This window comes from Kordia antarctica (assembly GCF_009901525.1).
Classification (GTDB): Bacteria; Bacteroidota; Bacteroidia; order Flavobacteriales; family Flavobacteriaceae; genus Kordia; species Kordia antarctica.
Genome location: NZ_CP019288.1, coordinates 2994526 through 3019210 on the forward strand (window position 1 = coordinate 2994526; position 24685 = coordinate 3019210).

Annotated in this window: 22 protein-coding genes; 15 read left to right on the plus strand and 7 right to left on the minus strand. The window is 33.4% G+C overall.

Annotated elements, in window-relative coordinates; translation table 11 throughout:
• Nucleotides 1-320: 320 nt before the first annotated feature.
• From rpmA to IMCC3317_RS12470, 3 genes are all read right to left on the minus strand, one after another.
• Nucleotides 321-581, minus strand: coding sequence for a 50S ribosomal protein L27 (gene rpmA, locus IMCC3317_RS12460; protein ID WP_160129825.1), 261 nt, complete (start codon nucleotides 579-581; stop codon nucleotides 321-323).
• A gap of 42 nt (nucleotides 582-623) precedes the next feature.
• Nucleotides 624-1262, minus strand: a complete 639-nt coding sequence (rplU, locus tag IMCC3317_RS12465) for a 50S ribosomal protein L21 (protein WP_160129826.1) — start codon at nucleotides 1260-1262, stop codon at nucleotides 624-626.
• Between the two features lie 82 nt (nucleotides 1263-1344).
• Nucleotides 1345-1791, minus strand: coding sequence for a DUF4199 domain-containing protein (locus IMCC3317_RS12470; protein ID WP_160129827.1), 447 nt, complete (start codon nucleotides 1789-1791; stop codon nucleotides 1345-1347).
• Nucleotides 1792-1960: 169 nt separating this feature from the next.
• Here IMCC3317_RS12470 and IMCC3317_RS12475 point away from each other — a divergent pair, with 169 nt between their 5' ends.
• Nucleotides 1961-3289 (plus strand): M16 family metallopeptidase, encoded by a 1329-nt coding sequence (locus IMCC3317_RS12475; protein ID WP_160129828.1) that lies wholly within the window; start codon nucleotides 1961-1963, stop codon nucleotides 3287-3289.
• Between the two features lie 7 nt (nucleotides 3290-3296).
• On the plus strand, nucleotides 3297-5390 hold the full coding sequence (locus tag IMCC3317_RS12480; protein ID WP_160129829.1) for a M16 family metallopeptidase: 2094 nt from the start codon (nucleotides 3297-3299) through the stop codon (nucleotides 5388-5390).
• A 77-nt stretch (nucleotides 5391-5467) separates the two neighbouring features.
• On the opposite strand, the gene IMCC3317_RS12485 is transcribed toward IMCC3317_RS12480, so the two are convergent.
• Nucleotides 5468-6355: a DMT family transporter gene (locus tag IMCC3317_RS12485; protein WP_160129830.1), complete on the minus strand. Its 888-nt coding sequence runs from the start codon at nucleotides 6353-6355 to the stop codon at nucleotides 5468-5470.
• A gap of 131 nt (nucleotides 6356-6486) precedes the next feature.
• Between IMCC3317_RS12485 and IMCC3317_RS12490 the strand changes: the two genes are divergently transcribed.
• A complete protein-coding gene (locus IMCC3317_RS12490) occupies nucleotides 6487-7032 on the plus strand; it encodes a heavy-metal-associated domain-containing protein (protein ID WP_160129831.1) in 546 nt (181 codons plus the stop codon).
• Between the two features lie 501 nt (nucleotides 7033-7533).
• Here the strand turns inward: IMCC3317_RS12490 and IMCC3317_RS12495 are convergent.
• Entirely contained in the window at nucleotides 7534-10014 is a 2481-nt protein-coding gene (locus tag IMCC3317_RS12495; protein WP_160129832.1) for an O-antigen ligase family protein, read from the minus strand.
• A 263-nt stretch (nucleotides 10015-10277) separates the two neighbouring features.
• Between IMCC3317_RS12495 and IMCC3317_RS12500 the strand changes: the two genes are divergently transcribed.
• The 7 genes from IMCC3317_RS12500 (at nucleotide 10278) to IMCC3317_RS12530 (ending at nucleotide 15708) form a co-directional block, all read left to right on the plus strand.
• On the plus strand, nucleotides 10278-11489 hold the full coding sequence (locus IMCC3317_RS12500) for an aminotransferase class V-fold PLP-dependent enzyme (protein WP_160129833.1): 1212 nt from the start codon (nucleotides 10278-10280) through the stop codon (nucleotides 11487-11489).
• Nucleotides 11490-11746: 257 nt separating this feature from the next.
• Complete coding sequence (locus IMCC3317_RS12505) at nucleotides 11747-12784, plus strand: zinc metalloprotease (RefSeq protein WP_160129834.1); 1038 nt, start codon at nucleotides 11747-11749, stop codon at nucleotides 12782-12784.
• Nucleotides 12785-12877: 93 nt separating this feature from the next.
• Nucleotides 12878-13336: a hypothetical protein gene (locus IMCC3317_RS12510; RefSeq protein WP_160129835.1), complete on the plus strand. Its 459-nt coding sequence runs from the start codon at nucleotides 12878-12880 to the stop codon at nucleotides 13334-13336.
• A 52-nt stretch (nucleotides 13337-13388) separates the two neighbouring features.
• Nucleotides 13389-13811: a SufE family protein gene (locus IMCC3317_RS12515; RefSeq protein ID WP_160129836.1), complete on the plus strand. Its 423-nt coding sequence runs from the start codon at nucleotides 13389-13391 to the stop codon at nucleotides 13809-13811.
• Nucleotides 13812-13825: 14 nt separating this feature from the next.
• On the plus strand, nucleotides 13826-14152 hold the full coding sequence (locus tag IMCC3317_RS12520; protein WP_160129837.1) for an iron-sulfur cluster assembly protein: 327 nt from the start codon (nucleotides 13826-13828) through the stop codon (nucleotides 14150-14152).
• Between the two features lie 8 nt (nucleotides 14153-14160).
• The gene (locus tag IMCC3317_RS12525; protein WP_160129838.1) at nucleotides 14161-14667 is read left to right on the plus strand and encodes a DUF2480 family protein; all 507 of its coding nucleotides are present in this window, start codon (nucleotides 14161-14163) and stop codon (nucleotides 14665-14667) included.
• 117 nt (nucleotides 14668-14784) lie between these two features.
• A complete protein-coding gene (locus tag IMCC3317_RS12530) occupies nucleotides 14785-15708 on the plus strand; it encodes a DUF3078 domain-containing protein (RefSeq protein ID WP_160129839.1) in 924 nt (307 codons plus the stop codon).
• A 263-nt stretch (nucleotides 15709-15971) separates the two neighbouring features.
• Here the strand turns inward: IMCC3317_RS12530 and IMCC3317_RS12535 are convergent, their stop codons facing one another.
• Nucleotides 15972-16826: a T9SS type A sorting domain-containing protein gene (locus tag IMCC3317_RS12535; RefSeq protein WP_160129840.1), complete on the minus strand. Its 855-nt coding sequence runs from the start codon at nucleotides 16824-16826 to the stop codon at nucleotides 15972-15974.
• Nucleotides 16827-17224: 398 nt separating this feature from the next.
• Here IMCC3317_RS12535 and IMCC3317_RS12540 point away from each other — a divergent pair, with 398 nt between their 5' ends.
• Together IMCC3317_RS12540 and IMCC3317_RS12545 are read left to right on the plus strand one after the other, a co-directional pair.
• Nucleotides 17225-17740 (plus strand): DNA alkylation repair protein, encoded by a 516-nt coding sequence (locus IMCC3317_RS12540; RefSeq protein ID WP_228055052.1) that lies wholly within the window; start codon nucleotides 17225-17227, stop codon nucleotides 17738-17740.
• Between the two features lie 112 nt (nucleotides 17741-17852).
• Nucleotides 17853-18491: a hypothetical protein gene (locus IMCC3317_RS12545; protein WP_160129841.1), complete on the plus strand. Its 639-nt coding sequence runs from the start codon at nucleotides 17853-17855 to the stop codon at nucleotides 18489-18491.
• A 111-nt stretch (nucleotides 18492-18602) separates the two neighbouring features.
• Here the strand turns inward: IMCC3317_RS12545 and IMCC3317_RS12550 are convergent, their stop codons facing one another.
• Nucleotides 18603-21002, minus strand: a complete 2400-nt coding sequence (locus tag IMCC3317_RS12550) for a DUF5916 domain-containing protein (protein ID WP_160129842.1) — start codon at nucleotides 21000-21002, stop codon at nucleotides 18603-18605.
• Nucleotides 21003-21277: 275 nt separating this feature from the next.
• Here IMCC3317_RS12550 and IMCC3317_RS12555 point away from each other — a divergent pair, with 275 nt between their 5' ends.
• Genes IMCC3317_RS12555 through IMCC3317_RS12565 form a run of 3 tightly spaced genes read left to right on the plus strand, consistent with a single transcriptional unit; the run spans nucleotide 21278 to nucleotide 24633 of the window.
• Complete coding sequence (locus IMCC3317_RS12555; protein WP_160129843.1) at nucleotides 21278-22672, plus strand: sensor histidine kinase; 1395 nt, start codon at nucleotides 21278-21280, stop codon at nucleotides 22670-22672.
• Complete coding sequence (locus IMCC3317_RS12560; RefSeq protein WP_160129844.1) at nucleotides 22672-23388, plus strand: response regulator transcription factor; 717 nt, start codon at nucleotides 22672-22674, stop codon at nucleotides 23386-23388. Before IMCC3317_RS12555 ends, IMCC3317_RS12560 begins: the two co-directional genes overlap by 1 nt.
• An 18-nt stretch (nucleotides 23389-23406) precedes the next feature.
• Nucleotides 23407-24633, plus strand: coding sequence for a hypothetical protein (locus IMCC3317_RS12565; RefSeq protein ID WP_160129845.1), 1227 nt, complete (start codon nucleotides 23407-23409; stop codon nucleotides 24631-24633).
• Nucleotides 24634-24685 lie beyond the last annotated feature (52 nt).

The window sequence follows — 24685 nt, forward strand, 5'->3', positions numbered from 1 at the left end:
TAAGTTTATATAATAAATGGTGTTTTTTACTCAATCTGTTCTTTTTCCGCAGTGTAGCAGGCATTTTTCGTAAAGAATTTTTGAAGCCTTGGAAAAAATTTAGAAAAATGAATGCGATTTTAGTTTTTCAGAGAAAAAACTAAAAACACCTCTGGAAAAACGCACTTTCTTTTGTTTCTTTTCTTTGTGCGAACAAAGAAAAAGAAAATGAAGTAAATATTTAGTTAAAAAAAGTCTCATTGAATTTATAACAAATTCATTCCACAAAAAAAGCCTGAACAACTAAATGTTCAGGCTTTTTTTATACTATTAAATCTTAATTATGCTTCGAAAGGTTCGATTGATATATAAGATCTATTGTTAGCTTTCTTTGTGAATTTCACAAGACCGTCTACTTTTGCATGTAATGTATGGTCTTTTCCCATGTATACATTTTCTCCTGGATTGTGAGTAGTACCTCTTTGTCTAACGATGATATTACCAGCAATTGCTGCTTGTCCACCAAAAATCTTAACACCTAAGCGTTTCGATTCTGATTCTCTACCGTTTTTCGAACTACCAACTCCTTTTTTGTGAGCCATTTTAGTAAGGTTTTATTTTGTTATACTTAAGTAATAATGCAATTATGCTTTACCACCATCTAATTCATCTTGCCATTTCTTTAATTCATCCCACTTACCATCAGCAGCTAATTGCGCTTGTGCTGGCCAAGTATCAGTAACGTGATTTCCACGAACACCTGAAATGATTTCAGAAATTTTTGCTGGTTCCGCTTTTGCTAATTCAGCATACGTTGAAATTCCAGCTTCAGTTAAAGTTGATGCGATTTTAGGACCAATTCCTTCAATCTTTTTTAAATCATCTCCTTTTGCTGTTGATGTTTTTTTAGCTACAGGTTTTGCAACTTCTTTTTTAGCTTCTTCTTTCTTTGGAGCTGCTTTTTTAGCTCCTGAAGCTCCGATGCTTTCAATAACAATTTCTGTTAAAGACTGACGGTGACCGTTTTTAACACGGTATCCTTTACGTCTTTTTTTCTTGAAAACGATTACTTTGTCACCTTTAAGGTGTCTTAAAACTTTGGCTTCTACTGAAGCTCCAGTTATAGCTGGGGCGCCAATCGTAACTTGTCCGTTGTCATCTAAAAGAAGAACGTTGTCAAAAACAACTTTCTCTCCTTCTTCTGAAGCCAAACGATGAACAAATACTTTTTGGTCTTTCGCAACTTTAAATTGCTGCCCTGCCATCTCTACAATTGCATACATAGCGTACTGTTTAATTAATTAATTTTTATCTAAAAAATGGTTGCAAATATACATCTAATTAATTAATCTACAAACACTTCTATTACAGTTTCTCGGTAATATTCCAACTTGGCTTAAATTTCTGCATAAATAGTAGACTCAAAATGACTGTGGAAGAAAATCCTTCAATCAATATAATGAAGAGTAAAAGTCCTGGTTCTGAGGCAACACTACCCAAACTCATTGCCATTATTTTTTCAGCAAATTCTGTATCTATATGGAAGATATAAATACCCATAAAAAAGGTAAAGATTAAAGTTGCAACGAATCCTGAAATAATTCCTGCTTTAAATCCGTCAAAATAATTGAAACTTGCACCACTTTCAGCTTTGATATCTTTGATAACTTTGTAAATACCAAAAGCCACAATAACTCCATTAAGCAAACGCAACCAAGGATTCTCATGTAATCCTAATAATCGTACGAGTAAAAAGTACGCTATTAGCCCTAATGCGATGAAGCCTCCATATTTTATTGATTTCTTTTCCATAATTAATAGCTGCGTTTTTGATTAGTAATCAATTGATTTTCTTTAATATACAAAAAACCAATGAGCTATTAAAATATTCATAAATTTAATAGTTCTCTTGTGAGATGTAACAATTTTATAGAACTTGCGTCATATCAAGATAACTAAAAAGTAAAAAAAGTTTAACGCAATGAGAAAAAGATTATTTTCAATAGCTTCTTTACTGCTTGTCGGATTCGCTTCCCAAGCACAAGAAGTTAAGTTTGAAGAATATGATTTAGACAATGGTCTGCATGTCATTCTTCACCAAGACAATTCTGCTCCTATAATTACTACAGCTGTTATGTACCATGTAGGCGCCAAAGATGAAAACCCAGAACGTACTGGATTTGCACATTTTTTTGAACATCTTCTTTTTGAAGGAACAAAAAATATTGAACGCGGACAATGGTTTAAAATTGTATCTTCTAATGGTGGTAGCAATAACGCAAACACTACCGATGACAGAACGTACTATTATGAAGTTTTCCCTTCAAACAATTTACAATTAGGATTATGGATGGAATCAGAGCGAATGTTACATCCTGTAATCAATCAAATTGGAGTTGATACTCAAAATGAAGTTGTTAAAGAAGAAAAAAGACTCCGTGTAGACAATCAGCCTTATGGACATCTTCTTGAGGAAATCAAGAAAAACATGTTCAAAAAACATCCTTATAAAGGTACTACTATTGGAAAAATGGAACATTTAGATGCTGCTACTTTAGATGAGTTTATGGCATTTAACAAAAAATTCTACGTTCCTAACAATGCTACATTAGTTGTTGCTGGAGATTTCAAAACTGCAGAAACGAAGAAAATGATCAAAGATTATTTTGCAACAATTCCAAGAGGAAAAGAAATTGAAAGAAACTTCCCAAAAGAAGATCCTATTATGGAGCAATTTCGTGCAAAAGCATACGATCAAAATATTCAAATTCCTATGGTAATCGCTTCATACAGAACTCCTTCTTTTAAAACAAGAGATGCTAGAGTTTTAGATATGATTTCTTCCTACTTAAGTAGTGGAAAAAGTTCGAAGCTTTACAAGCGTTTGGTTGATGATAAAAAAATGGCATTGGCTGCACAAGCGGTAAATATTAGCCAAGAAGATTACGGAACGTATGCTGTATTAGCACTTCCATTAGGTGAAGTTACATTGGATGCTTTGATTGCTGAAATGGACGATGAGATCAAAAAAATACAAACAGAATTAATTTCTGAGAAAGATTACCAAAAACTTCAAAACAAATTTGAGAACAACTTTGTAAACTCAAATGCAAGTGTGCAAGGAATTGCAAACTCTTTAGCTAGATACAATGTTTTGTACGGAGATACAAACTTAATCAATAATGAAATTGATATTTACAGATCTATCACAAGAGAAGAAATCAAAAAAGTTGCAAACAAGTATTTACAATCAAACCAACGTTTGATTTTAGAATATTTACCAGCTGAAAAAACACAAGAAAAAAAATAAAGATATCATGAAAACAAGAATATTTTCACTCCTTGTATTGTTTTTAGCTTCGCTAACAATGCAAGCCCAAATAGATAGATCCGTACAACCAAAACCTGGTCCAGCTCCAAAAATTAATATTGGAAAGCCTACTACGTTTACGTTGAAAAACGGATTAACAGTAATGATTGTAGAAAACCACAAATTACCTCGTGTTTCTGCAACATTGACAATTGACAATCCATTAGTTGTAGAAGGAAAAAAAGCAGGTCTTACGAGTTTAGTAAGCACCTTACTAGGAAGTGGTTCTACTTCTATTTCTAAAGACGATTTTAATGAAGAAATTGATTACTTAGGAGCTTCTTTAAATTTTGGTTCGCAAAGTGCTTTTGCAGGTTCACTTTCAAAATATTTTCCAAGAATTATGGAATTAATGGCAGATGCTGCTTTAAATCCTAATTTTACACAAGAAGATTTAGACGCTGAAAGAGCTAAAGTTTTAGAAAGCTTAAAATCTGAAAAGAAAAGTGTTACTGCTATTGCAGGAAGAGTTCAATCTGTATTAGCATATGGCATAGATCATCCTTACGGAGAATTTATCACGGAAAAAACCATCAATACTGTTACGCTTGATGATGTAAAAGCTTTTCACAAAACATACTTCAAACCAAACAATGCATATTTAATTATCATTGGAGACGTAAAAACGAAAGACGTTAAGAAATTAGCGAAGAAGCTTTTCAAAAATTGGGAAGCAGGAAACATTGTTGCTGATACTTTTAGTACTGCTAACAATCCTATGAATACAGAAGTAAACTTCATTGATATGGAAAATGCTGTGCAATCTGAATTAAGCGTTCAGAACACAGTAACTTTAACGATGAAAGATGATGATTACTTCCCTGTTTTAGTCGCTAACAACATCTTAGGTGGCGGTGGAGAAGCGCGTTTATTCAACAACTTACGTGAAGATAAAAAATACACGTATGGTTCATACTCTAACATTGGAAACAGCAAAAGAACAATTTCTACATTCAAAGCTACGGCAAGTGTTCGAAACGCGGTGACTGATAGTGCTGTTGTTGAAATATTAAAAGAAATCAAGAACATTTCTACGGAATTGGTTTCTGCTGAAGAATTAAAAAATGTAAAAGCTAAATATGTTGGAAGATTCGTAACAGGAATTGAGCGTCCTTCTACGATTGCAAATTATGCATTACGTATTAAAACTGAAGATTTACCAAGCAATTTCTACGAGACATATCTTGAAAGAATTGAAGCTGTTTCAAGAGAAGACGTATTAAGAGCTGCAAAAAAATATTTTCAAGGAGCTAACTTACGAATTGTAGTTACTGGAAAAGGTAGTGAAGTAATTGATGCTTTGGAAAACTTAACATTTGACGGAAAAAAGATTCCTGTAAAATACTTTGACCAATCTGGAGAAGTAACGAAAAAGCCTGTATTCAAAAAGGAAATTCCTGCTGGAGTTACTGCACAAACCGTAGTTGACAACTACATCAAAGTTGTTGGAGGAAAAGATAAACTAATGAATGTATCAACACTTGTTCAAGAAATGGGAGCATCTTTCCAAGGAATGGATATGACAATGGTGATGAAACAGAAAAATCCAAATTTATTATTTGTCGATGTAAGCATGGCTGGAATGGGAAGTGTAAACAAACAAGTTTTTAATGGCGAAAAAGGATATGTGTCGCAGATGGGTAATAAGCAAGACATGCCTGCTGAAACGCTTGCTGAAATGAAATCTAGAAAAGCTATTTTTGAAGAACTTATGTATGGTTCTGATAGTAAAATGCTATTGAAAGGTATTGAAGTAGTAGATGGAAAAGATGCATATGCCGTTGTTATTGAAAAAGCAGATGGTAAAAAAAGTACTAATTTCTACGATGTTAAAACTGGATTCAAAGTAAAAGAAAGTACAACTCAAAAAGGTCCTGGAGGACAAGAAACTACTCAAAATAGAGTATTAGGAGACTACAAAGAAGTAAGTGGTATTATGATGCCCCATTTAATGATTATTGATGCTGGTCCTCAAAAAATTGAAATGATAGCGATTTCTATAAAAATAAATACACCTTTAACAAATAAAGATTTCGAATAAATTCTTATTAGTTATAAAATTACAAAAGCCGAAAGTCAGTATTGATTTTCGGCTTTTACTTTTCAAGAAACTAAACTTTACGCTTCTGATTTCTTACTTCGCTTATTCACCAAATAAACTCCTGCTAAAATAATTATACCGCCAAGCAGTTGATAAACGCTCAATTGTTCTCCAAAAAATACTCCCCAAAAAATTGCCACTACAGGCATTGTATACGTTACAGAAGAAGCAAAAATTGGACTTGAAATTTGCACCAATCTGCTATAAATGACTTTCGCAATGGCAGTTCCAAATAATGACAAAACTGCTACGTAACACATAGCTGTTTGCATAGCTTCGTTCTGTAATATATCACTAAAAAAACCTGTAAAAGCCAATATGGTTAGTGCGGGAATTACAATAATCACAAAGTTCCCTGTCACAATAGCAAGCGCGTTTAAATCGTTCAAATATTTTTTGATGATATTTACATTCAAACCATATCCAATGGTTGCAAACAAAACGAAAGCGCCAAACCAATAGTTATGACTCGGATTAAATTCTGCGCCAGCAAAAACCAATACCAATGCGCCAATTAACCCAATTACCACACCTAAAACTTGTCGTTTTGTAACCATAACTCCAAAAAACAACATCCCAAAAACAAGTGTGTTTAAAGGCGTGAGCGAATTTAACATGCTTGCTACCGAACTATCCAATTGTTCTTGTGCAATAGCGAATAAAAATACAGGAAACAATGATCCGGCCATTGCTGTCCAAAAAATCCATTTCCATTGTGAACGTTTAATCAATTTGACCTTTTTCAAACCTACCGAAAATAAAAATATAGCTGTAATTACAATTCGCAAAGCACCTACTTGTGTTGCTGTTAATCCTACAAGAGCATGTTTAATCAGAATAAAGGAACTTCCCCAAATCACTGATAAAATAACGAGATAAACCCACTTTAATTTTGCATTGTCCATAACCGTATTTCGTAAGATCACGCAAAAGTCTAACAAATATTTCTAATTGTTCACGCATATTTCCTTAATTTTGTGATATTGGTATAAACCAAAATTATATCAGCGTTTTAATAAATTGATACCTAAAAAAGATGAAAAAAATACTATTCGTTTGTGCATTAGCGATCGCTATTGTAAGTTGTAAAAACAACACAACACCAGAAACTGTAATTGTTGATACAAAAACAGAAACCGTAAATAAAGAAACTAGCAAAGACGATGTTGCGGCAAACTACAACAAAGCGGAATTCAAAATTGACGGAATGACGTGTGCTATTGGTTGTGCAAAACGCATTGAAAGCAAATTAGCGTCTATGGAAGGTGTAAAATCTGCAAAGGTAGACTTCGATCAAAAATTAGCAATGGTAGAATATAACGAAGAAAAAGTTGATTTTGATGCGTTAACAAGTACTGTTGCAACAGTTCCTGGCGATTACATAATATCTGACATGAAAAATGTGGAAGCTTTTGCAAAAACATGTGCAGCTGATTGTAAAATGGAATGCTGTGCTAAGAAAAGTGAAACTAAAAAAGCATGTGCAGCCGATTGTAAAATGGCGTGTTGTGCTAAAAAAGAAGACAAGAAAACCGCTTGCGCTGAAGATTGCAAAAAAGAATGTTGTGCTAAAAAAGTATAATTACTATTCTTAGTAAAAAAATAGAAACTTATTATTTTGTCAGTCATCATCAGAAGAAATTCTGACCATGACTGACATTTATTAATTTAAAAGATTAATAACAGTAAATTCCAGGAGGACAAATTGAATGAGACGGACAGTAACAACTATGGTCTGGATCGCCACCTCCCGTTGTTCTCAAAGAATTAAAATCTGAAATAGTTTTTTTAGTAAAAGCAAGATTTTTGATTCGTGATTTTTTCATCATCATATAGTTTTGGTTAATAATGATTAGAAGTTATGGAAACAAATTATGAACTCGCTACGGGAACACCGTAATTAACATTTTTAAAATTTAAATAAAGTGATCGGAAAACACTGGAATACAACTAAGTAAAAGTTTATTTTGATGTACTAACAAGCACTTCTCGATACAAAATTCTTCCAGAATTTTACTCGAAGTGACGAATTAGTAATTAATACCAAAAGCGCCTGCACTGAGCGGAGTCGATGTGAAGCGATCTACTCTTTATACTTAGCTTCAGGAAGCGTCATAGCTTGCGGATACTCTTTAGCTCTACTCTTGCGGTAATCCTCTTTTGCTTTTTCTAATTGTCCAAGTTGTTCGTGGCAATATCCGCGACTGTACTCAGCTTTTCCATCTCCAAAAGCATTTGCGTTAATAACTTTGGTTAGGTTTAGAATGGAAGCTTCATAGTTTTTTTGTATCAAATCAATAATTCCAATATTTTGGATTGATAAATAATCTACTGGATTCGTCTTTAAAATTTCTTCAAAAACCGTCCGCGCTTGTTCGTATTGTCCTTTTACAAAGAAATCATACGCGACTTGGTGTTTTGCTTTCACTTCATCATTACTGAGATACGATTTGAATTTTAACTTTCCTAATACTTCTTGTTTCGCACTGATGAGTTTTTTACTGTATGAATTAAACGCAAGTCCAGTGTCTAACACTTTCAGCATTCGATCGCTGTCTTTTGTCAAGTCATAAATCATATTCGCTTTACTTACCCATTCGCCAACATCTCTATAATTATATTTTGTATACCGATTCATCACACGAAACAAATTCACAGTATCATTTTTTGCGCGATATACTCTCTTAAGAATATTATAATTTGTTTTAAATGCAGGGTAACCGTCAAAAATATTTTCAGAATAATACTTTACACTATCTAAATTATCGTACACATTCAAATAGATTTCTGACTTAAACGCTTTTACCAAATATGCATCTTTCGTATAATTTTTAGCATTGTTTAATAGTGCCAGAGCTTCTTCATATTTTTTTGATTTAATGGCATAATTCGCCAAATACACATCATTTACCGTTCCTACATAACTCAACTGCGGATAACTGACCCATTGTTGTTTGATGCTTTCATAATTGTTACGCAATTTATCGTCGCCAAACAATGTTTTTCCCATCAAATCAGTTCGCATGGTACGTTGTAATTGATACGATTGCAATACCACATAGTTTGAAGCAATACTGGCAAAACTAAAAAAGACGAATATTCCAAATACCGCTAAATGCCACTTTTTTCTACCTGAAACGGTTTCGTCTGCCGTTTGCTTTCTGGCGAAAGCCAATATAAAAACAACCGCAATCATAAAGTATAAATGTATCGGCGCGCGTTCTAACGGAAAGTTCAACAACGCATCCAATGTATACGCAACTGCTACCGAGAAAACGGTAATATACAGAAATTGCTTTTCAAATGCTGTTTCACGTTTCAGCAAGCCTAAAAACCATATAAACGGCATCGCAAACAGCGAAACATAGAATAGAAAACCTACCAAACCTGTTTCAGCTAGTTTCTCCAAAAAGTCACTGTGCGCACGTCTCGGATTGGCAAAAGAACCTTCACTATTCGTATATCCTAAGTAATGTTCTTTTTTAGCAATGGCTTTAAAATTTCCGTAGCCAACGCCAAGTACAGGATTTTCTTTAAATGTATTAAATGCTAAATTCCACAAAGATAAACGTCCCGAACTTTCTCGCACAGGAATTTTAATGCTTGTGTCAGTTGGCATCACATCTTTGGCATTGGAAATATTTCTAATGATCGTATTTTGACCATCATAAAAATCCGCATTTTTAGTTTGCAATACATTGCTAATAGTGTTCATAGCGTTTCTATCAACTCTATTCACATTCAATACTAAAATTCCTATTAAAATAGGCGCTACAAACAACAATGCAACTTCTTTTTTAAAAGCTACTTTATGTCTTACAACACCATATACCAAAGAAACAATTGTGATAAACAATAATACAATTAAAGACAACAAAGCAGTTCGAGAACCTGCAAATAACAACGCTAACATTGCCATTACAATCGCTAAACCTGCAACATATTTCCAAATCTTTTTAAAATATAAAAAACCATAAATTAATAATGGTACTTGTATTACAATGTATGCTGTGTAAATGTTAACGTTAGAAAAACCATGTTGAAATGCTAACATAAATTCATATGTTCTTGGCGCGCTTGAGTTGCCTAAGAAATAAGTAATCGCTTTCCACGAATAATACGCAACAATAACGATAGAAGCTTTACAAATAAAGTGAAAGAAGGCTTTTGGATCTTTTCGAATAAAAATATACAGACAATAAAAACCGACAATAATATTGACAAATCGTGCTAAATGCACCAAACTTTCGCTGACGTTAATTGCCGTAATCATTGACAAACAACCAATTGCAAAAAAGCCAATTAAAAGACTCATGTAAATTTTAGCTTTTTTCTGAAGTGCGAATACCTGGAAAAAGTCTTTATGTTTATATAAAAAAACTAACGAAGCCACGTTTAACAACGAAATATACAACCATTCAGGCGCGTCATAATCCATAGCATTAAACAATGGAACAAAACTCACTAGCAGATATAACAAACAAAAAACTTGTGCAATTATAAGCTGATTGGCTACTTGAGGCTTTGTTGAAGCAGCTTTCTTTTCGGGTTTATTTTTTGGCATTTATTTAATTTTATATAAAGAAAAATAACAGTTTTAAAATTGTAGTCAAGTAAATACGAATGACTATTTTTAGCTGTATTAGCTGAACAAATTACGAGAAAAATATGGAATTTCATTGCATTGTTTTTTGAAAGAATTTTACAATCTCGATCAAACGCAAAAAAACAGCGTTCATTTATGTTACAATTACAACGTATTAACCTCAAAAAGTGACAACCGATTCTAAGAATAGTTAGTACCTTTGTTAGACAGAAAAAGAGACCATGTTAGACATCCAAAAGATCCGAAAAGACTTTCCAATTCTCAGCCGAGAAGTAAACGGAAAACCCTTAATATATTTCGATAATGCGGCAACTTCGCAAACACCTCAACAAGTAATTGACTGTATTGTAGACTATTATTCGCGCTACAATGCAAACATTCATCGCGGTGTGCATACGCTGAGTCAGGAAGCCACAGATGCGTATGAAGAAGCACGTATAAAAATTCAGCAGCATTTTAACGCTGCAAAACCGTATGAAATTATCCTAACTTCAGGAACTACGGAAAGTATCAATTTGGTGGCAAATGGTTTTGCTTCACTATTAAAAAAAGGCGACGAAATTATTGTTTCTGCGTTAGAACATCATTCAAATATTGTTCCTTGGCAAATGTTGTGCGAGCATGTTGGAGCTACCATGAAAGTAATTCCGATGTTTGAAAATGGGCAACTAGACATGGAAACGTATGTTTCCTTATTGAATAAAAACACAAAATTGGTCTTCTGTAATCATGTTTCCAATGCCTTGGGAATTATCAATCCGGTAAAATTCATCATTGACAAAGCACATGAAGTTGGTGCCGCCGTTTTGATTGATGGCGCACAATCGTCACCACATATCAAAGCAGATGTACAAGCGTTAGATGTTGATTTCTATGTAGCTTCGGCACATAAAATTTGTGGACCAACTGGTGTTGGATTGTTATACGGAAAAGAAGATTGGCTCAATAAATTACCTCCATACAAAGGCGGCGGCGAAATGATAGACCAAGTTACGTTTGAAAAAACTACGTTTGCAGGTTTGCCACACAAGTTTGAAGCTGGAACACCAAATATATGTGGTGTTATTGCTTTTGGAGTTGCGCTCGATTATATGAATGACATTGGCTTTGAAGAAATTGGAGCATATGAACATGAATTATTAGTCCATGCTACTGAAAAATTACTCGCTATTGGCGATGTTACTATTTACGGAACTGGCGATAAAACAGCCGTAATTTCGTTTAATATTGAAAACATTCATCCGTACGATATCGGAACTATTATAGATAAACTCGGAATTGCCGTTCGTACAGGACATCATTGTGCGCAACCAATCATGGATTTCTATAAAATTCCTGGAACGGTTCGCGCTTCGTTTTCTTTTTACAATACAAAAGAAGAAATTGACACATTTATTGAAGCTATTAAGAGAGCAAAAAAGATGCTTTCGTAACTTCTACATAAAAACACTTTATCTAAAGAATCGATCCATTGGTCGATTCTTTTTTTTGTGCGAAACTGAAAAAAATGATGCATTTTATCGATATTCGTACTAATCTCCACTTGTAAGCGCAATCTATAAAACTGTTTTATTTATAACAAAATTGTTAAATAAATGTATTTCATCTAAAAAACTAACAAAAATGTTAAATTATTCACAAAATCACATACATTTGATGCATTAACCCGAAAACTTAAAATAAGAAAATTATGAGAAAAATTTTTCTAAGTCTGATTGCTGTTGCAGCAATTACTGTATCCTGTAGTGATGACCAAACTGCTGATACAAACAATGACGAACAAGTGGCAGTTGACATGAGCGACTTCTACTTACACACAGACAATAGTGAAAAAGCAGCTGGCGGTTGTTTTACAATGCAAAAGTTGAATGCCCAACTTGAAAAAGATCCAAAATTATACGATAGAATGTATGATTTAGAGAAAAAATACAGACAAACTACACTTGCTAAAAAGAAACCAGCGAAGCCAGGCGGCGGAAACGGCGGCGGCGGCGGAACTCCACCTCCAACTGATGATTTAGGTGTTGTAACAATTCCTGTATATGTACACGTTGTATATAGTAATAGCAATGAAAATATTAGCAGTACACAAGTAAACTCTCAAATCTCAGTTTTAAACGACGATTTTAGAAGAGCTAACAATGATGCAAATCAAACACCTTCTTTGTTTTCTGGAGTAGCGGCTGATACTGAAATTCAATTCAGTTTAGCAGGAACATTCAGGCATTCAAACTCAAGAACTTCTTGGGGAACGAATAACTTAGTAAAATCAACATATCCACCAGTAACACCTTCAACTCACATGAATATTTGGGTTTGTAATATTGGTGGCGGAATCTTAGGATATGCACAATTTCCAGGAGGAAGTCCTTCAACTGACGGTATTGTAGTTGGACCACAATATTTTGGGACATCAGGTTATGTTGCTTCTCCTTTTGATGGTGGAAGAACAACAACGCACGAAGTAGGTCACTACTTAAACTTACGCCATATTTGGGGAGACGGAAGATGTAACAGAGATGATTTTGTTGCTGATACACCAACTTCTGATGCGCCAAACTACGGTTGTCCTTCATTCCCAACAACGAACTGTCGTTCAACGGATATGACAATGAACTATATGGATTACACGGATGATGCGTGTATGAATATGTTTAGTGCTGGACAAAAAACTAGAATGAGAGGTATTTTACTTGCAGGTGGATCTAGAGAAAGTCTAGTAAACTAATTCTAAAATACAATGCTAAATTAATATAAAAAAGACGCCAATATTGGCGTCTTTTTTGTATTATTATAGGATTAAACTTATAAAAAACTTACCATGAAATATTTACTGTATTTATTTTCTATTGTTTTATTTGCAAAAGGTTGCGGCGAAACTTCTGCTGAAACTGAAACTACTAAAAGTGCGCAAGACGATATCTCTATTATATATGAAGCGTCTTCGCGCGGATTTTACCAAAAGATACAGCTTTCAAAAGAAGAAATTAGTATTCCTAAAGATAGAAACGCAAATCTTGTGCTTAGAAAAACATGTAGTAAAGCCGATTGGAACGAAGTTGTGCAATTACTAGACAAAATTGATGGTGAAAAACTTGGTGAAACAAGTGCAAATGAAGAAGATTTTGCCCGCGATGCTGCAATTCCAGCGACACTTACTATAAAATATAAAGATAAAACGGTGACTTCCAAAACGTTTTCGCACGAAAATCCGCCAACAACGTTAGCGCCATTAGTTGCAAAATTACAAGCAATGGCAAAAGCAGTTGAAAATCAGTAATAGTTGTTGTATTTTTGCGTCTAAGATTTTAATCGTGTAAACGAATAAAAAAATGACAATACAGGAAATACAAGCTGAAATAGTAGACGAGTTTGCCATGTTTGACGATTGGATGCAACGCTACGAATATATGATTGACCTTGGAAAATCGCTTCCGCTGATTGATAAAAGCTTAAAAAAAGACGAAAACCTCATCAAAGGTTGTCAAAGTAAAGTTTGGGTTCACGGCGAAATGAATGCTGATACATTGGTGTTTACCGCAGATAGTGACGCTATTATTACCAAAGGAATCATTGCAATTTTAATTCGTGCTTTTTCAAACCAAAGTCCAGCAGCAATTATTGAAGCAAATACTGATTTTATTGACGAAATTGGCCTGAAAGAACATTTATCGCCAACTCGTGCCAACGGATTGGTCAGTATGATTAAGCGACTAAAGTTATACGCAGTAGCGTATCAATCACAATTAAATTAAATTAAATTAAAAAAATGTCAGAAATCACCATAGATACAAACGCTTTAGGCGAGAAAATCGTAAAAGTATTAAAGACTATTTACGATCCAGAAATTCCAGTAGATATTTACGAATTGGGTTTAATTTATGATGTTTTTGTAAATGAAAGCTCCGATGTGAAAATTTTAATGACATTAACGTCTCCAAATTGTCCTGTGGCAGAAACGCTTCCGCTGGAAATTGAAGAAAAAGTAAAATCGTTAAAAGAAGTCAACAGCGCTATTGTTGAAATTACCTTTGAGCCGCCTTGGGACAAAGATTTAATGAGCGAAGAAGCAAAGTTAGAATTAGGCTTACTATAAAAAACTACATGGCAGACGAAATTATCAACAGAATTGCGCAAAGCAAATTGGTCACTATTAACTTAGAGGATTATTATCCTGTGGGCGAACGTGTGCTTTTTGACATCTCCGATTGGTTGTTAGAAGGATTGATATTGCGTGAAAAAGATTTTCGAAAATATGTTGCCGAGTATGATTGGTCAAAACATCAAGGACACTATGTTTCCTTAGTTTGTGCTACGGACGCTATTATTCCTGCTTGGGCATATATGTTGGTAAGCGTACATTTAACACCTTTTGTCGAAAAAGTAATTATTGGTACGTTGGAGAATTTAGAAACGTCCATTTACCAAGATATTATTTCAAAATTAGACGTTTCAAGCTATCAAGATACGCCAATTATTATAAAAGGCTGTGCAAACAAACCTATACCAGACAACGCGTACACGATGATAATTTCAAAATTACATGGAGTTGCTAAAAGTATCATGTATGGCGAGGCTTGTTCTTCCGTCCCACTTTACAAAAGAAAATAATTCTTCCAAAAAACACTTAATCTACTGATTTTTAAAATATTAAATGTTTTAAAATATTTTTGTGAAATGATTTTCAACTATTATATTTGCCGTCGCAAAAACTTAAAATTAATAGACATGAAAAAAATCATATTTGCAATTGCGTTATGTATCGGAATTACTTCCGTGAATGCGCAATCAGTAGAAGAATTAAAAGCTCAAAAATCTGAAAAGCAAGCTGCGGCTGATGCTTTACAAGGAGAAGCAAATGCTATACAAGCACAAATTGATGCTTTGCCAGGATGGAAAAAAGGAGCTTTTGGAACTATTGGAGGAAGCCTTTCTCAATTTAATGATTGGTATTCACAAGGAACACCAAACATTTCATCTGGAAATATCGGATTTACAGTAAATGCTTTTGCTAACTTGAATCAAGAAAAGTTTTTCTGGAATAATAGTGCAAATGTAAACTTATCATGGGTTAAGATTGATGACAAAGACGATCCTACGGATAATGACAAATTTAGAGAAGCTACGGATGTATTCAATGTAAGTTCTTTGTACGGTTATAAATTATCTGAAAAATTTGCGATCTCAGCTTTGGGAGAATATAGGACGACAATTTTGGACAATTTTAATGATCCTGGCTATTTAGATCTTGGTGTCGGTGGAACTTGGACGCCAATAAAAAATTTAATTGTTGTTGTTCATCCATTAAACTACAACTTTGTATTTAGTGACAATGATTCTGTTTTTGAATCTTCATTAGGTGCAAAAATCGTAGCAGATTATACAAGACGTATTGGTGCAATAAACTTTAAGACAAACTTATCCATGTTTCAAAGCTATAAAAACAGTGATTATTCAAACTGGACATGGTCAAACTCATTTAGTTATACATTATGGAAAAAGATTGGTGTAGGTTTCGATTTTGCTTTAAGACAAAATAAACAAGAAGCGGTAAGTTTCAATCTTGCAAATGGAAATTTAGGAACTACGTTTGATAATGTAGATAACAAATTACAATCATACTGGACAGTTGGTTTAAGTTATAACTTATAGAAAGCCAATTATAGAATATTTTAAAAAAGCGTTCCTATTGGAGCGCTTTTTTTATGCGTATTGTTTAACTTTAAGATGTTTTATTTGTCAAGTTGAACTTGATTCAGCTTCACATAACAGTTAGTACACAGGCTAGAATATTCGTGAATTCGAGGCGAAAGACAGTTATAAAATCTGTTTTCAAAGTACTTCTCGATACAAATTTGTTTTGAGTTCACCACAAGAAACTCATTTTCAAATTAATACACTTTAAAATTGACGCATTAATTTTTTATTATCTTCTTTAAAATAGATTGATTATCTGATAATTGAATGTTTACATAGTACATTCCTTCTGCTAAAGAAGACACATCAATATGTGTGAAGTTAGTGTTGTAGTTTTTAATAATACGACCAGAAACATCCGCAATAGAAAGCGAAATAGGCATCCTGTTTTTTGTGATAAGTATTAAAAAGTTTCGTGTCGGATTGGGAATTAATTGAATTTCATCAATAGTATTTGTAGCAATACCAAGCGCACAATTAGTCGTAGGCGTTGTTCCTGCTTCCATATGATATTCTATGGCGGCATATTCTTCTGGAGTATCATCAATACAGGCAAAATCTATATTTTCGGTGTAGAATAGTGAAAAAGTTCCGCTAGGAAAATTATTGTTCTGCATATTCAGATATTCAAGTGTGGTAATATCTTCTATACTTTGATTTACAAGGTTGGGCAAATCAGAAATATCTATTCTTTTTAATGTTGCACATGTTCCGATATACAAATCTGTTAAATTGGTTAGTCCGAGTAATTCAAAATTTTCCATGTTTCCAAAATAGAGAATTCTCAGTTTTTCCAAATTGCTAAAATGATGCAAATCCTCCACAGATGCAACAAAATACGTATCTGGAAAGTTTCCCAAAAACAAACTCGTTATATTTAATGCTTCAGTCAGTTGTATTTCAGTATCATTATTTACGTCTGCATCACTATCTGGAACTCCATCATTATTTGTGTCCACACAATTTTCAGTTAGTAAATAAGACTTTAAGTTAGCATCTTCAAAATTGATAGTTTGTCCAAAACTTGCGGTTCCAACTGCTAAAGTTATAATTAGCGAGATTGCTGTTTTCATACTGCATCATTTCAAAACAAGTTACGACAAAAAATGTACTTGCAGTTTTCTGAGTTTATTAAAGTAAACCTATCTCTTTACTTTTTTGTGTATTTGTAAACTAATTTGTTTACTTTTTTACATCTAACACAAACAGAATATTTAACGATTAAAACGCGCTGAAGTATTCCCATCTAATAGTCCTGTTACTTCGCCAAAAGTGATAATCTGATTCATACTGAAACTCTAAATTATAAACGTAAACTTAAGGGTAAATAACAGATAATGTGTAAATTTTACTAGTAAATTTTTATTTGACTTCTTCAATTAAAAAGTCGAACTTCGGTATCAACCGAAAAAATTAATACTAAAACAGTAAAAGATTGACATGAAACTTTCATCAAAAGCAAAAAATATATATTCCCAAATTACCCAAAAAAAATACTAAACTTGGCGATTTTCGAAAAATTGCAAAAGAGATTAAAAAAGATCATGAATTGGCAATGGAATTATGGTCTACCAATGAATTTATTCCGCGTCAATTGGCAATTCTAATCATGGACAAAAAGTGTATCACTGAAGAGTTCATTAACCAAATTGATACAGATATTCAAAAACATGAGTTGGAGGAAAGAAATCAATTAACGGATTGGTTTATGGCAAATCAACTCACAAAAGACAAACGTATCATTGCTTTTATTGAATCTTGGAGAAAAAGCACTTCTGTCATAAAAAGACGAGTTTTTTGGTATTATCAGGCAAGATTAAGATGGATGGGAAATACCAATCACGCAAACACAGAAGATTTATTAACTATGATAGAAACAGACATCATGACTGAACAACCTGAAGTTCAATGGGCAAATGGGAAGAAAAATATAGAGCTAGCTGCATTTCCATTGGAGAAAAAACTGGACTTTATAAAGATGAAATAGTTCCAAGAGGATGCACACCAAGTTATCTTCCGCAATTTATTTCGATTGAAGTTTCCAAATTGAAAAAGTAGCGAGGTTTTCCTCATTCGTTAATACAAATTTAGTAAAATTAATGGGCATAAATATACAAGGAATAGCAGTTGATCTAAAAGACATTAATGAGATTTCTAAAAGACTATTATTTAATCCACTATCAGAATTTGGAAAGTCTACATTTGGAGAAATATCAGTGAACAGAATTGAAAATGATGAGCTTTATAGTATTAAAACTGAAAAAGGCTACATACTACTTGTTGGTGACAATATTCCTTTATGGGAAATAGAAAAGAGAGAAAAAAGCAACTCTCATTATTGGAAAATTTCTTTAAAACTACTTTCCAAAAAAGGTAAAGCACTAAAATTTATGATTGGAGAAACCTCAGGGATTTTTGCATATAAATATTATGTACACGGAAACCAAATAAGATACTTTAGCTTTAGTGAAGGAGAAATCATCGTTGATAATGGAAACAAAATGAATGTAGAGTTTCAAGGTTTATTCCCGGATCAGGTTATATATCAATTAATTTCTGAAATAACAGGAGACGATATTTCTACAATATCTCCCATGAAAGAAGTTTATATTTATAAATATGCTGGAATGAATTTGATGAGTGAAATTATTGCTAACCCAGATACTCAATATCGTAAATGGTACATTTATTATAGAAAGTTGAAAAAAATTATCAAATCACTTTACACCAAAACCTAACAAAGAATTACTCTAAAAACATTCAGAGATTAGTGTTGAAAATAAAATACCGGATTTTTAGACTTTTCCTCATTCGCTAGCGTCAAATTCCTGCCTACGCAGGAATCAAACCTACAACTTCCTTATCGTATTATAATCCAAAAAATACGTCATTTTCAAAGAAACAGTATTGCTATTATCTTGTTTTACAGTGTTTTTTAAATTAGTTCCGTAACCCGAATTAATTTGATTATTGAATAAGTTTGCGCCCAATTTATAGTTAAAACTTAATTCGCTCGCTGGCGCGAATTGCCATCTTGCAGTATAATCAACAGTAAAAGAATTGAAATTATCATCAAAATCATTTGGATCAATAGTGTAATTATTTCGGTCTAAATTTCCTTGCGCATTCAATGTAAATTGATCTTTATAATCCACCTGAATCCAGTAATGACGTACGCGTAAATTCATACTCAGTTTTGAAAATACTGCATAACTCGCTTCAAATGTATTGGTCAATTCTTGTACGCTTCGTCTTCCAAAAATTAGGTCCTCATTTTCATGTGTTACAAAACCTGCATTGCTTGGAATGTTTGTTATATCTTGACTGAAATTTAACGAAACATGTTGTCCCAATTGCGCTTTAACTCCGTAACCTGCAATAAATTCATCCGAAAAAACCTCCGAATTCAACGTTTTTACATGCACCAAATATCCTGCAAACCATACATTTTTATTGCGATTGGTTTGGTATTCCAAAAACGATTCTAACTGTGCAGGTTTATTAAAATTTCGATCTTTTGTACGTGGTTCAAAAAAATCTTGGCGTTTTTCTATAAATGCAAACGAACCGAAAAATTGACTATTATTCTTAAAAGTTGCGCTCCCTAAAAGTTTGTAATACGCCAATTCTTTTTCAAACAAACTATAATAATAGCGTTGCGAATGATCAATTCCAACGGAATATTGATTGAACCATTTTTTAGGGTTATTATTCTGATAATTTACAGTAGCACGAACGGAAAATTCATTATTTCGTGGCAAAAATCCAAAGTCATTAGTATCAAATGTTTCATCCAATAGCTTTGCCGAAATTCCGCCTGTCCAATTTCCACTTACTTTAGATAAATACGCATAATATTCATGTCCAAATTCAGCTTTTTTATCTGAAAAATATTTCTGTGAAATTGCTTTTTTTACATACAAAGAATAGGTTCTGTTTTTAGTATAACCACGAAATAAAAGTGCTGATAAATTACTGTCATAATCGTTTCCGCTTCGCCAAACTGAATTGTTTAAAAACGTGATAGAAGAATTGTTTTTTAAAGTTTGATCGAACACTAAAGCATTATAATTTGTAAACGGATTTGTCTGTTCGTTTCGAAATTCGTTAGTTGCTGTATTTTGAATGGAAGCTTCACTTTTAGCCGTAATTCCGTTTAAAACTCCGATTGAAAAACCTTTGGATGATTTCCCTGTAATTTTCACCAAATTCAAAATATTAGACGCAATCGGATTTTTGGTGATTTCTTCGTTTTCAGCCAATGAAATACGATTTTTATTAATCGGAACGCCACCAATTCTACGTGTATACAAATAACCGCCTTTGTCAAAAATCTCGGTTCCTTCCACAAAAAATTGTCTATTTTCATTGAAACGAACTTCAAACGGTGACAAATTAAATATTTGCTTGTCAGATAATGCCTGGCTAAAATCTGGAATTAGCGAAACGTCTAATGTATACGAATTGTCGTGTACATATTTTACGTCCAAACCGCCATTTAATGTGGTTTTGCTGCTTCCGTCAGGACTTTTTTCATTGACAACCGACACAAAAGGATAAAATGATAAATTTAATGGCGGCGTAATTTTTGGCAAACCTTCAAGCTTTCCAAATTGATTCAAAAAACCATCAACATTTGGTTTTATCGGACTCCAATACGATTCTTCATTTAACTTTGTAGAAACGCGTTGAAAGTTTACCTTAAAATTGTCCATTGCATCTTTTGGAAACCGAATGCTATTGAACGGAATTTTAAATTCTACAATCCATTTATCATCATACAATTTTACGGCACTTTCCCAAACAACATTGAAGTTTGCGTAACTGTTATTTTGACTCAATTTTATATCCGATTGCACATTCGCAGCAGTCACCGTAAAATCATAACCTTCACGTGTTTCGCCAAAAGGATCAATTTGTATGGCAAAAAAATCGGCGTTTCCAGTATCATCTCGTGCGGTTAATTGTTTGCTTATTTCTTCTTTAGTTGCTACATGTAAAATTCCCAAAACATATATATAACTTTCATCATATAAGACTGCAATTTCGGTATTTCTGATAGATTTTTCTCCGTTATTTGGGCGTGTTTGTGTAAAGTTTCCAGCTTGTGCAAATTGTTTCCAATCGGCTTCATCTGCAATTCCGTCAATAGAAATTGGAGCTGTTATTTTGTGAATTTGAATCGAATTTTGTGCTAATAAAGACATGCTAAAAAGTATACATGTGTAAAAAATTATAAAATGTTTCATGATATTGGCTCGTTATTTAATTGATGTGCAAATGTGAAGAAGTCGCACCGATAAACAGGTTAAGCAAGAGTTAATGAGGAGTTAACGTGTGTTTTGAATATCCGAGAGCTTCATTAACCTAAATCCAAAAACACCGAAAACAAAGACGTTTCAAGCGTTTTTTAGGTTAATGATGGGTTAACGATCTATTTTTTTATGGCTACATGTACGCTTATTGCTACTTTTGAATCGTTGAAACTGCAAAACAGTACAGCAACCAAAAAGAACAACCATTAATGAAAAACAAAATCACCATATTAATTATTGCATCGATTGCTACGCTAATTGCCTTATCGGGAATTCAGGCATATTTAATTGAAAACGCCTATCAATTAAAAAAGAAGTCCTTTATACAGGAAACGGATAATGCGATTTCTGATATTGATAATCATCCTGAATTGGATTCGTTAGTGGATATTTTGGGCGATGATTTACGCACCAATTTAGGCGATTACGAAAATAAACGTATTACGAAAGCGGAAGTAATTGGCAGGCTTAAAATGAAAGGCGACAGTATTAATGCTGCGTATATGGAACGCTATAACAAAGAATTAAGGGCGATTGATTTAGGTTATAAAATTCGATATAAGCGCCAATTGACAAGTATTATTGTGTTTAATAGAAAGGAAAACGACACTATTTTTTCTTCCTCAAAACGGAAAGGTTTGGTTATTTTGGGGGAAGATTTTCAGAATGAAGATTCGCATGTAATTAAAAGTGCGCGCACGTTTACAGAGTTTGATTTTATAATTCAAGAAAACGACAGCGTGTTTACAAATACGTTTGATGTGGAACTGAAAACGAAAGATGTAATTTTAATTACTGACTGGAAAAGTATTGTTTTTCGCCGAATGGCAAGCTTGATGATTTTTTCTGTATTGCTGTTTCTGTTTGTGGTTGGATTGTTTTATTATTCGATTAAAACGCTAATCAATCAGAAGAAAATTACGGAGATTAAAACCGATTTCATTAATAATATTACGCACGAATTAAAAACGCCACTTGCCACATTAAGCGTAGCTTCAAAAAGCTTGAAGAATGCCGAAATTAGAAATTCTGCGGAAGCATTTGACAATACTTTAAATATTGTAGACAGACAGAATACACGTTTGCAGAAGTTGATAGATCAAGTATTGACCAATAGTTTAAGTGCGAAAGAGATTGTATTGTCCAAAGATGTTGTTACTGACAATGAATACTTTAATGATTTAATTTCCGATTTTAAACTCTCCACACAACAACCAGCATTGAGCATTATAAATAAAGTGTGTTCACAAGAAGTGTTGCTTCGCATAGATACGTTTCATTTTACAACCGCATTGTTTAATATTTTGGAAAATGCTGTAAAATACGGAACTGATGAAACAGAAATTACGATTGAAACTTCGCTGAAAAGCAACGAATATTGCATTAAAATTAGTGACAATGGAGAAGGAATTTCTATAAAAGATCAGTCACAAATATTTGATAAATTTTATAGAGTAAGTCACGGAAATGTACACAATGTAAAAGGACTTGGTTTAGGATTGTATTATACAAGTCAGATTGTAAATGCGCATCAAGGAAAAATTACGGTGCAAAGCGAATTACAACAAGGAACGACGTTTACTATAACAATACCAATTAACTAATGAAAAAAACCAAAGTTTTACTCGCAGAAGACGATTATGATTTCGGAAGTATTTTGAAACAATACTTACTAATTCACAATTTTGAAGTCACTTGGGCAAAAGACGGAAAGGAAGCGTTGGATTTTTTTACAGCAGACGAACATCAGCATGAAAACGCATTTGCTATTTGTGTGTTTGATGTAATGATGCCAAAATTGGATGGTTTTTCGTTAGCCGAAAAAGTGATTCAACACAACCCAGAAATTCCGTTTATCTTTTTGACAGCCAAGAAGATGAAAGAAGATAAAATTCGAGGATTAAAACTCGGAGCCGACGATTATATTGTCAAACCATTTGAAGCCGATATTTTAGTTTTACGCTTACAAAACATACTGAAACGAACGCAAAAAACAATCATTTCATCAAAAAACGAACACGAATACGCGATTGGACAGTATGTTTTTGACACCGTAAATTATCAATTGAAATTCAATGGAGAAACTCAGCGAATTACTGAAAAAGAAGCGCAACTGATTCAGTTTTTCTATGACAATAAAAACCAACTAATAAAACGAGAAGACGTTCTCGAAAATGTTTGGGGAACTGACGATTTCTTTTCTGGAAGAAGCATGGATGTTTTTATCAGCCGACTTCGGAAATATTTTAAGAAAGATGCTAACATTGCCATAGAAAGCACTCGTGGTGTTGGACTGACTTTTAAGATCATCAACAATTAATATTTAAAAAACGAACAAATGAAAAATATATTTATAACAACCGCACTTATACTCGCATTTTTCCAAGTGAGCAATGCGCAGACAAATACAACATCATCTTCTTCAACCTCATCTACAACAACTGTAAATGATGATAATGAAAGTACGTCCGTTTCGGTAAGTCACACTGATGACGATTACAAATTGCGAGCGCGTTTTCCAAAAAATAGAGAAGCAAAATTGAAGCAATTGATTCAGAATACACTTGGCGATAAGAATTTAGATATCCAAAAAGGCTATTCTAAATGGAGCAATGGTGAGAAAGTATACGAGATAAAATTAACGGAAAAAACCTTGCGAATTTGGTTAGATTTGAATGTTGCGTCTCCTGATTTGATTGAGAAGTTTGAAACGCTAGGAAGTGATGCAAAAACGATTATTTCTGGAAGTTCAGCTTCTGCTGAAAAAGATCGTATGCAACGTGAAGCAGACAGAATGCGACGAGAAGCTGATAGAATGCAGCAAGAAGCAAAACGTTTGGAACAACAAGTTGAACGCGAAGTAAAGCGTGAAACCGCTCGTATTGAACGTGACGCAAAACGCATTGAAAGAGAAGCGAAACGATTGGATATAGAGGCGAAAATAATTGAAGAAAAAGCGCGTCACAAAGGTGGAATAAGTTCCCATATTAAGCGATTGCTAGACGATTCTAAAACAACATACACAGAACCTTCTGGTTCAGATTTGAACTGGATTTGGCCAGAAGTTCAAGAAAATTTATTGAAATTTCTTTTGAGAGATAAATTGATTGAATCTACAAAAGAAGTAACGTTTACCACAGAAAAAGATCGCATGTATGTCAACGGGAAAGAATTGTCGGCAACACAATATAGTACATATAATAAAATGTTACGTACTGCTGGAATTCAGAGAAATGCAGATTTTTCATTTTACAAAAAAGATGATCATATTGTGGTGATTGGCTTAAACGCCAGAATTAAGAAAGTGTTTGCTGATTTGCACAAAAAAGGATTTATTGCATCAACCGATGAACCTGTAAAGTTATTGATTGATGGAAACTCAATCACGCAAAACGGAACACGTTTGTCTTCTGTTAAAGTAGCCGCTTATAATGCTATTCTTCGTGACAACGGAGTTATTCCAGCACCTGGAAAGTATATTGAAATGAAAAAAGCAGGAAGTTACCGATTGGGTTATAGCTTTGGAAAAAAAGGAATTATTGGTACTTGGATTGAGGAAGATTGATTGTTTTATAAATTGAACACTTATTGTTTTTGCGCCTACAAAACAGTATTTA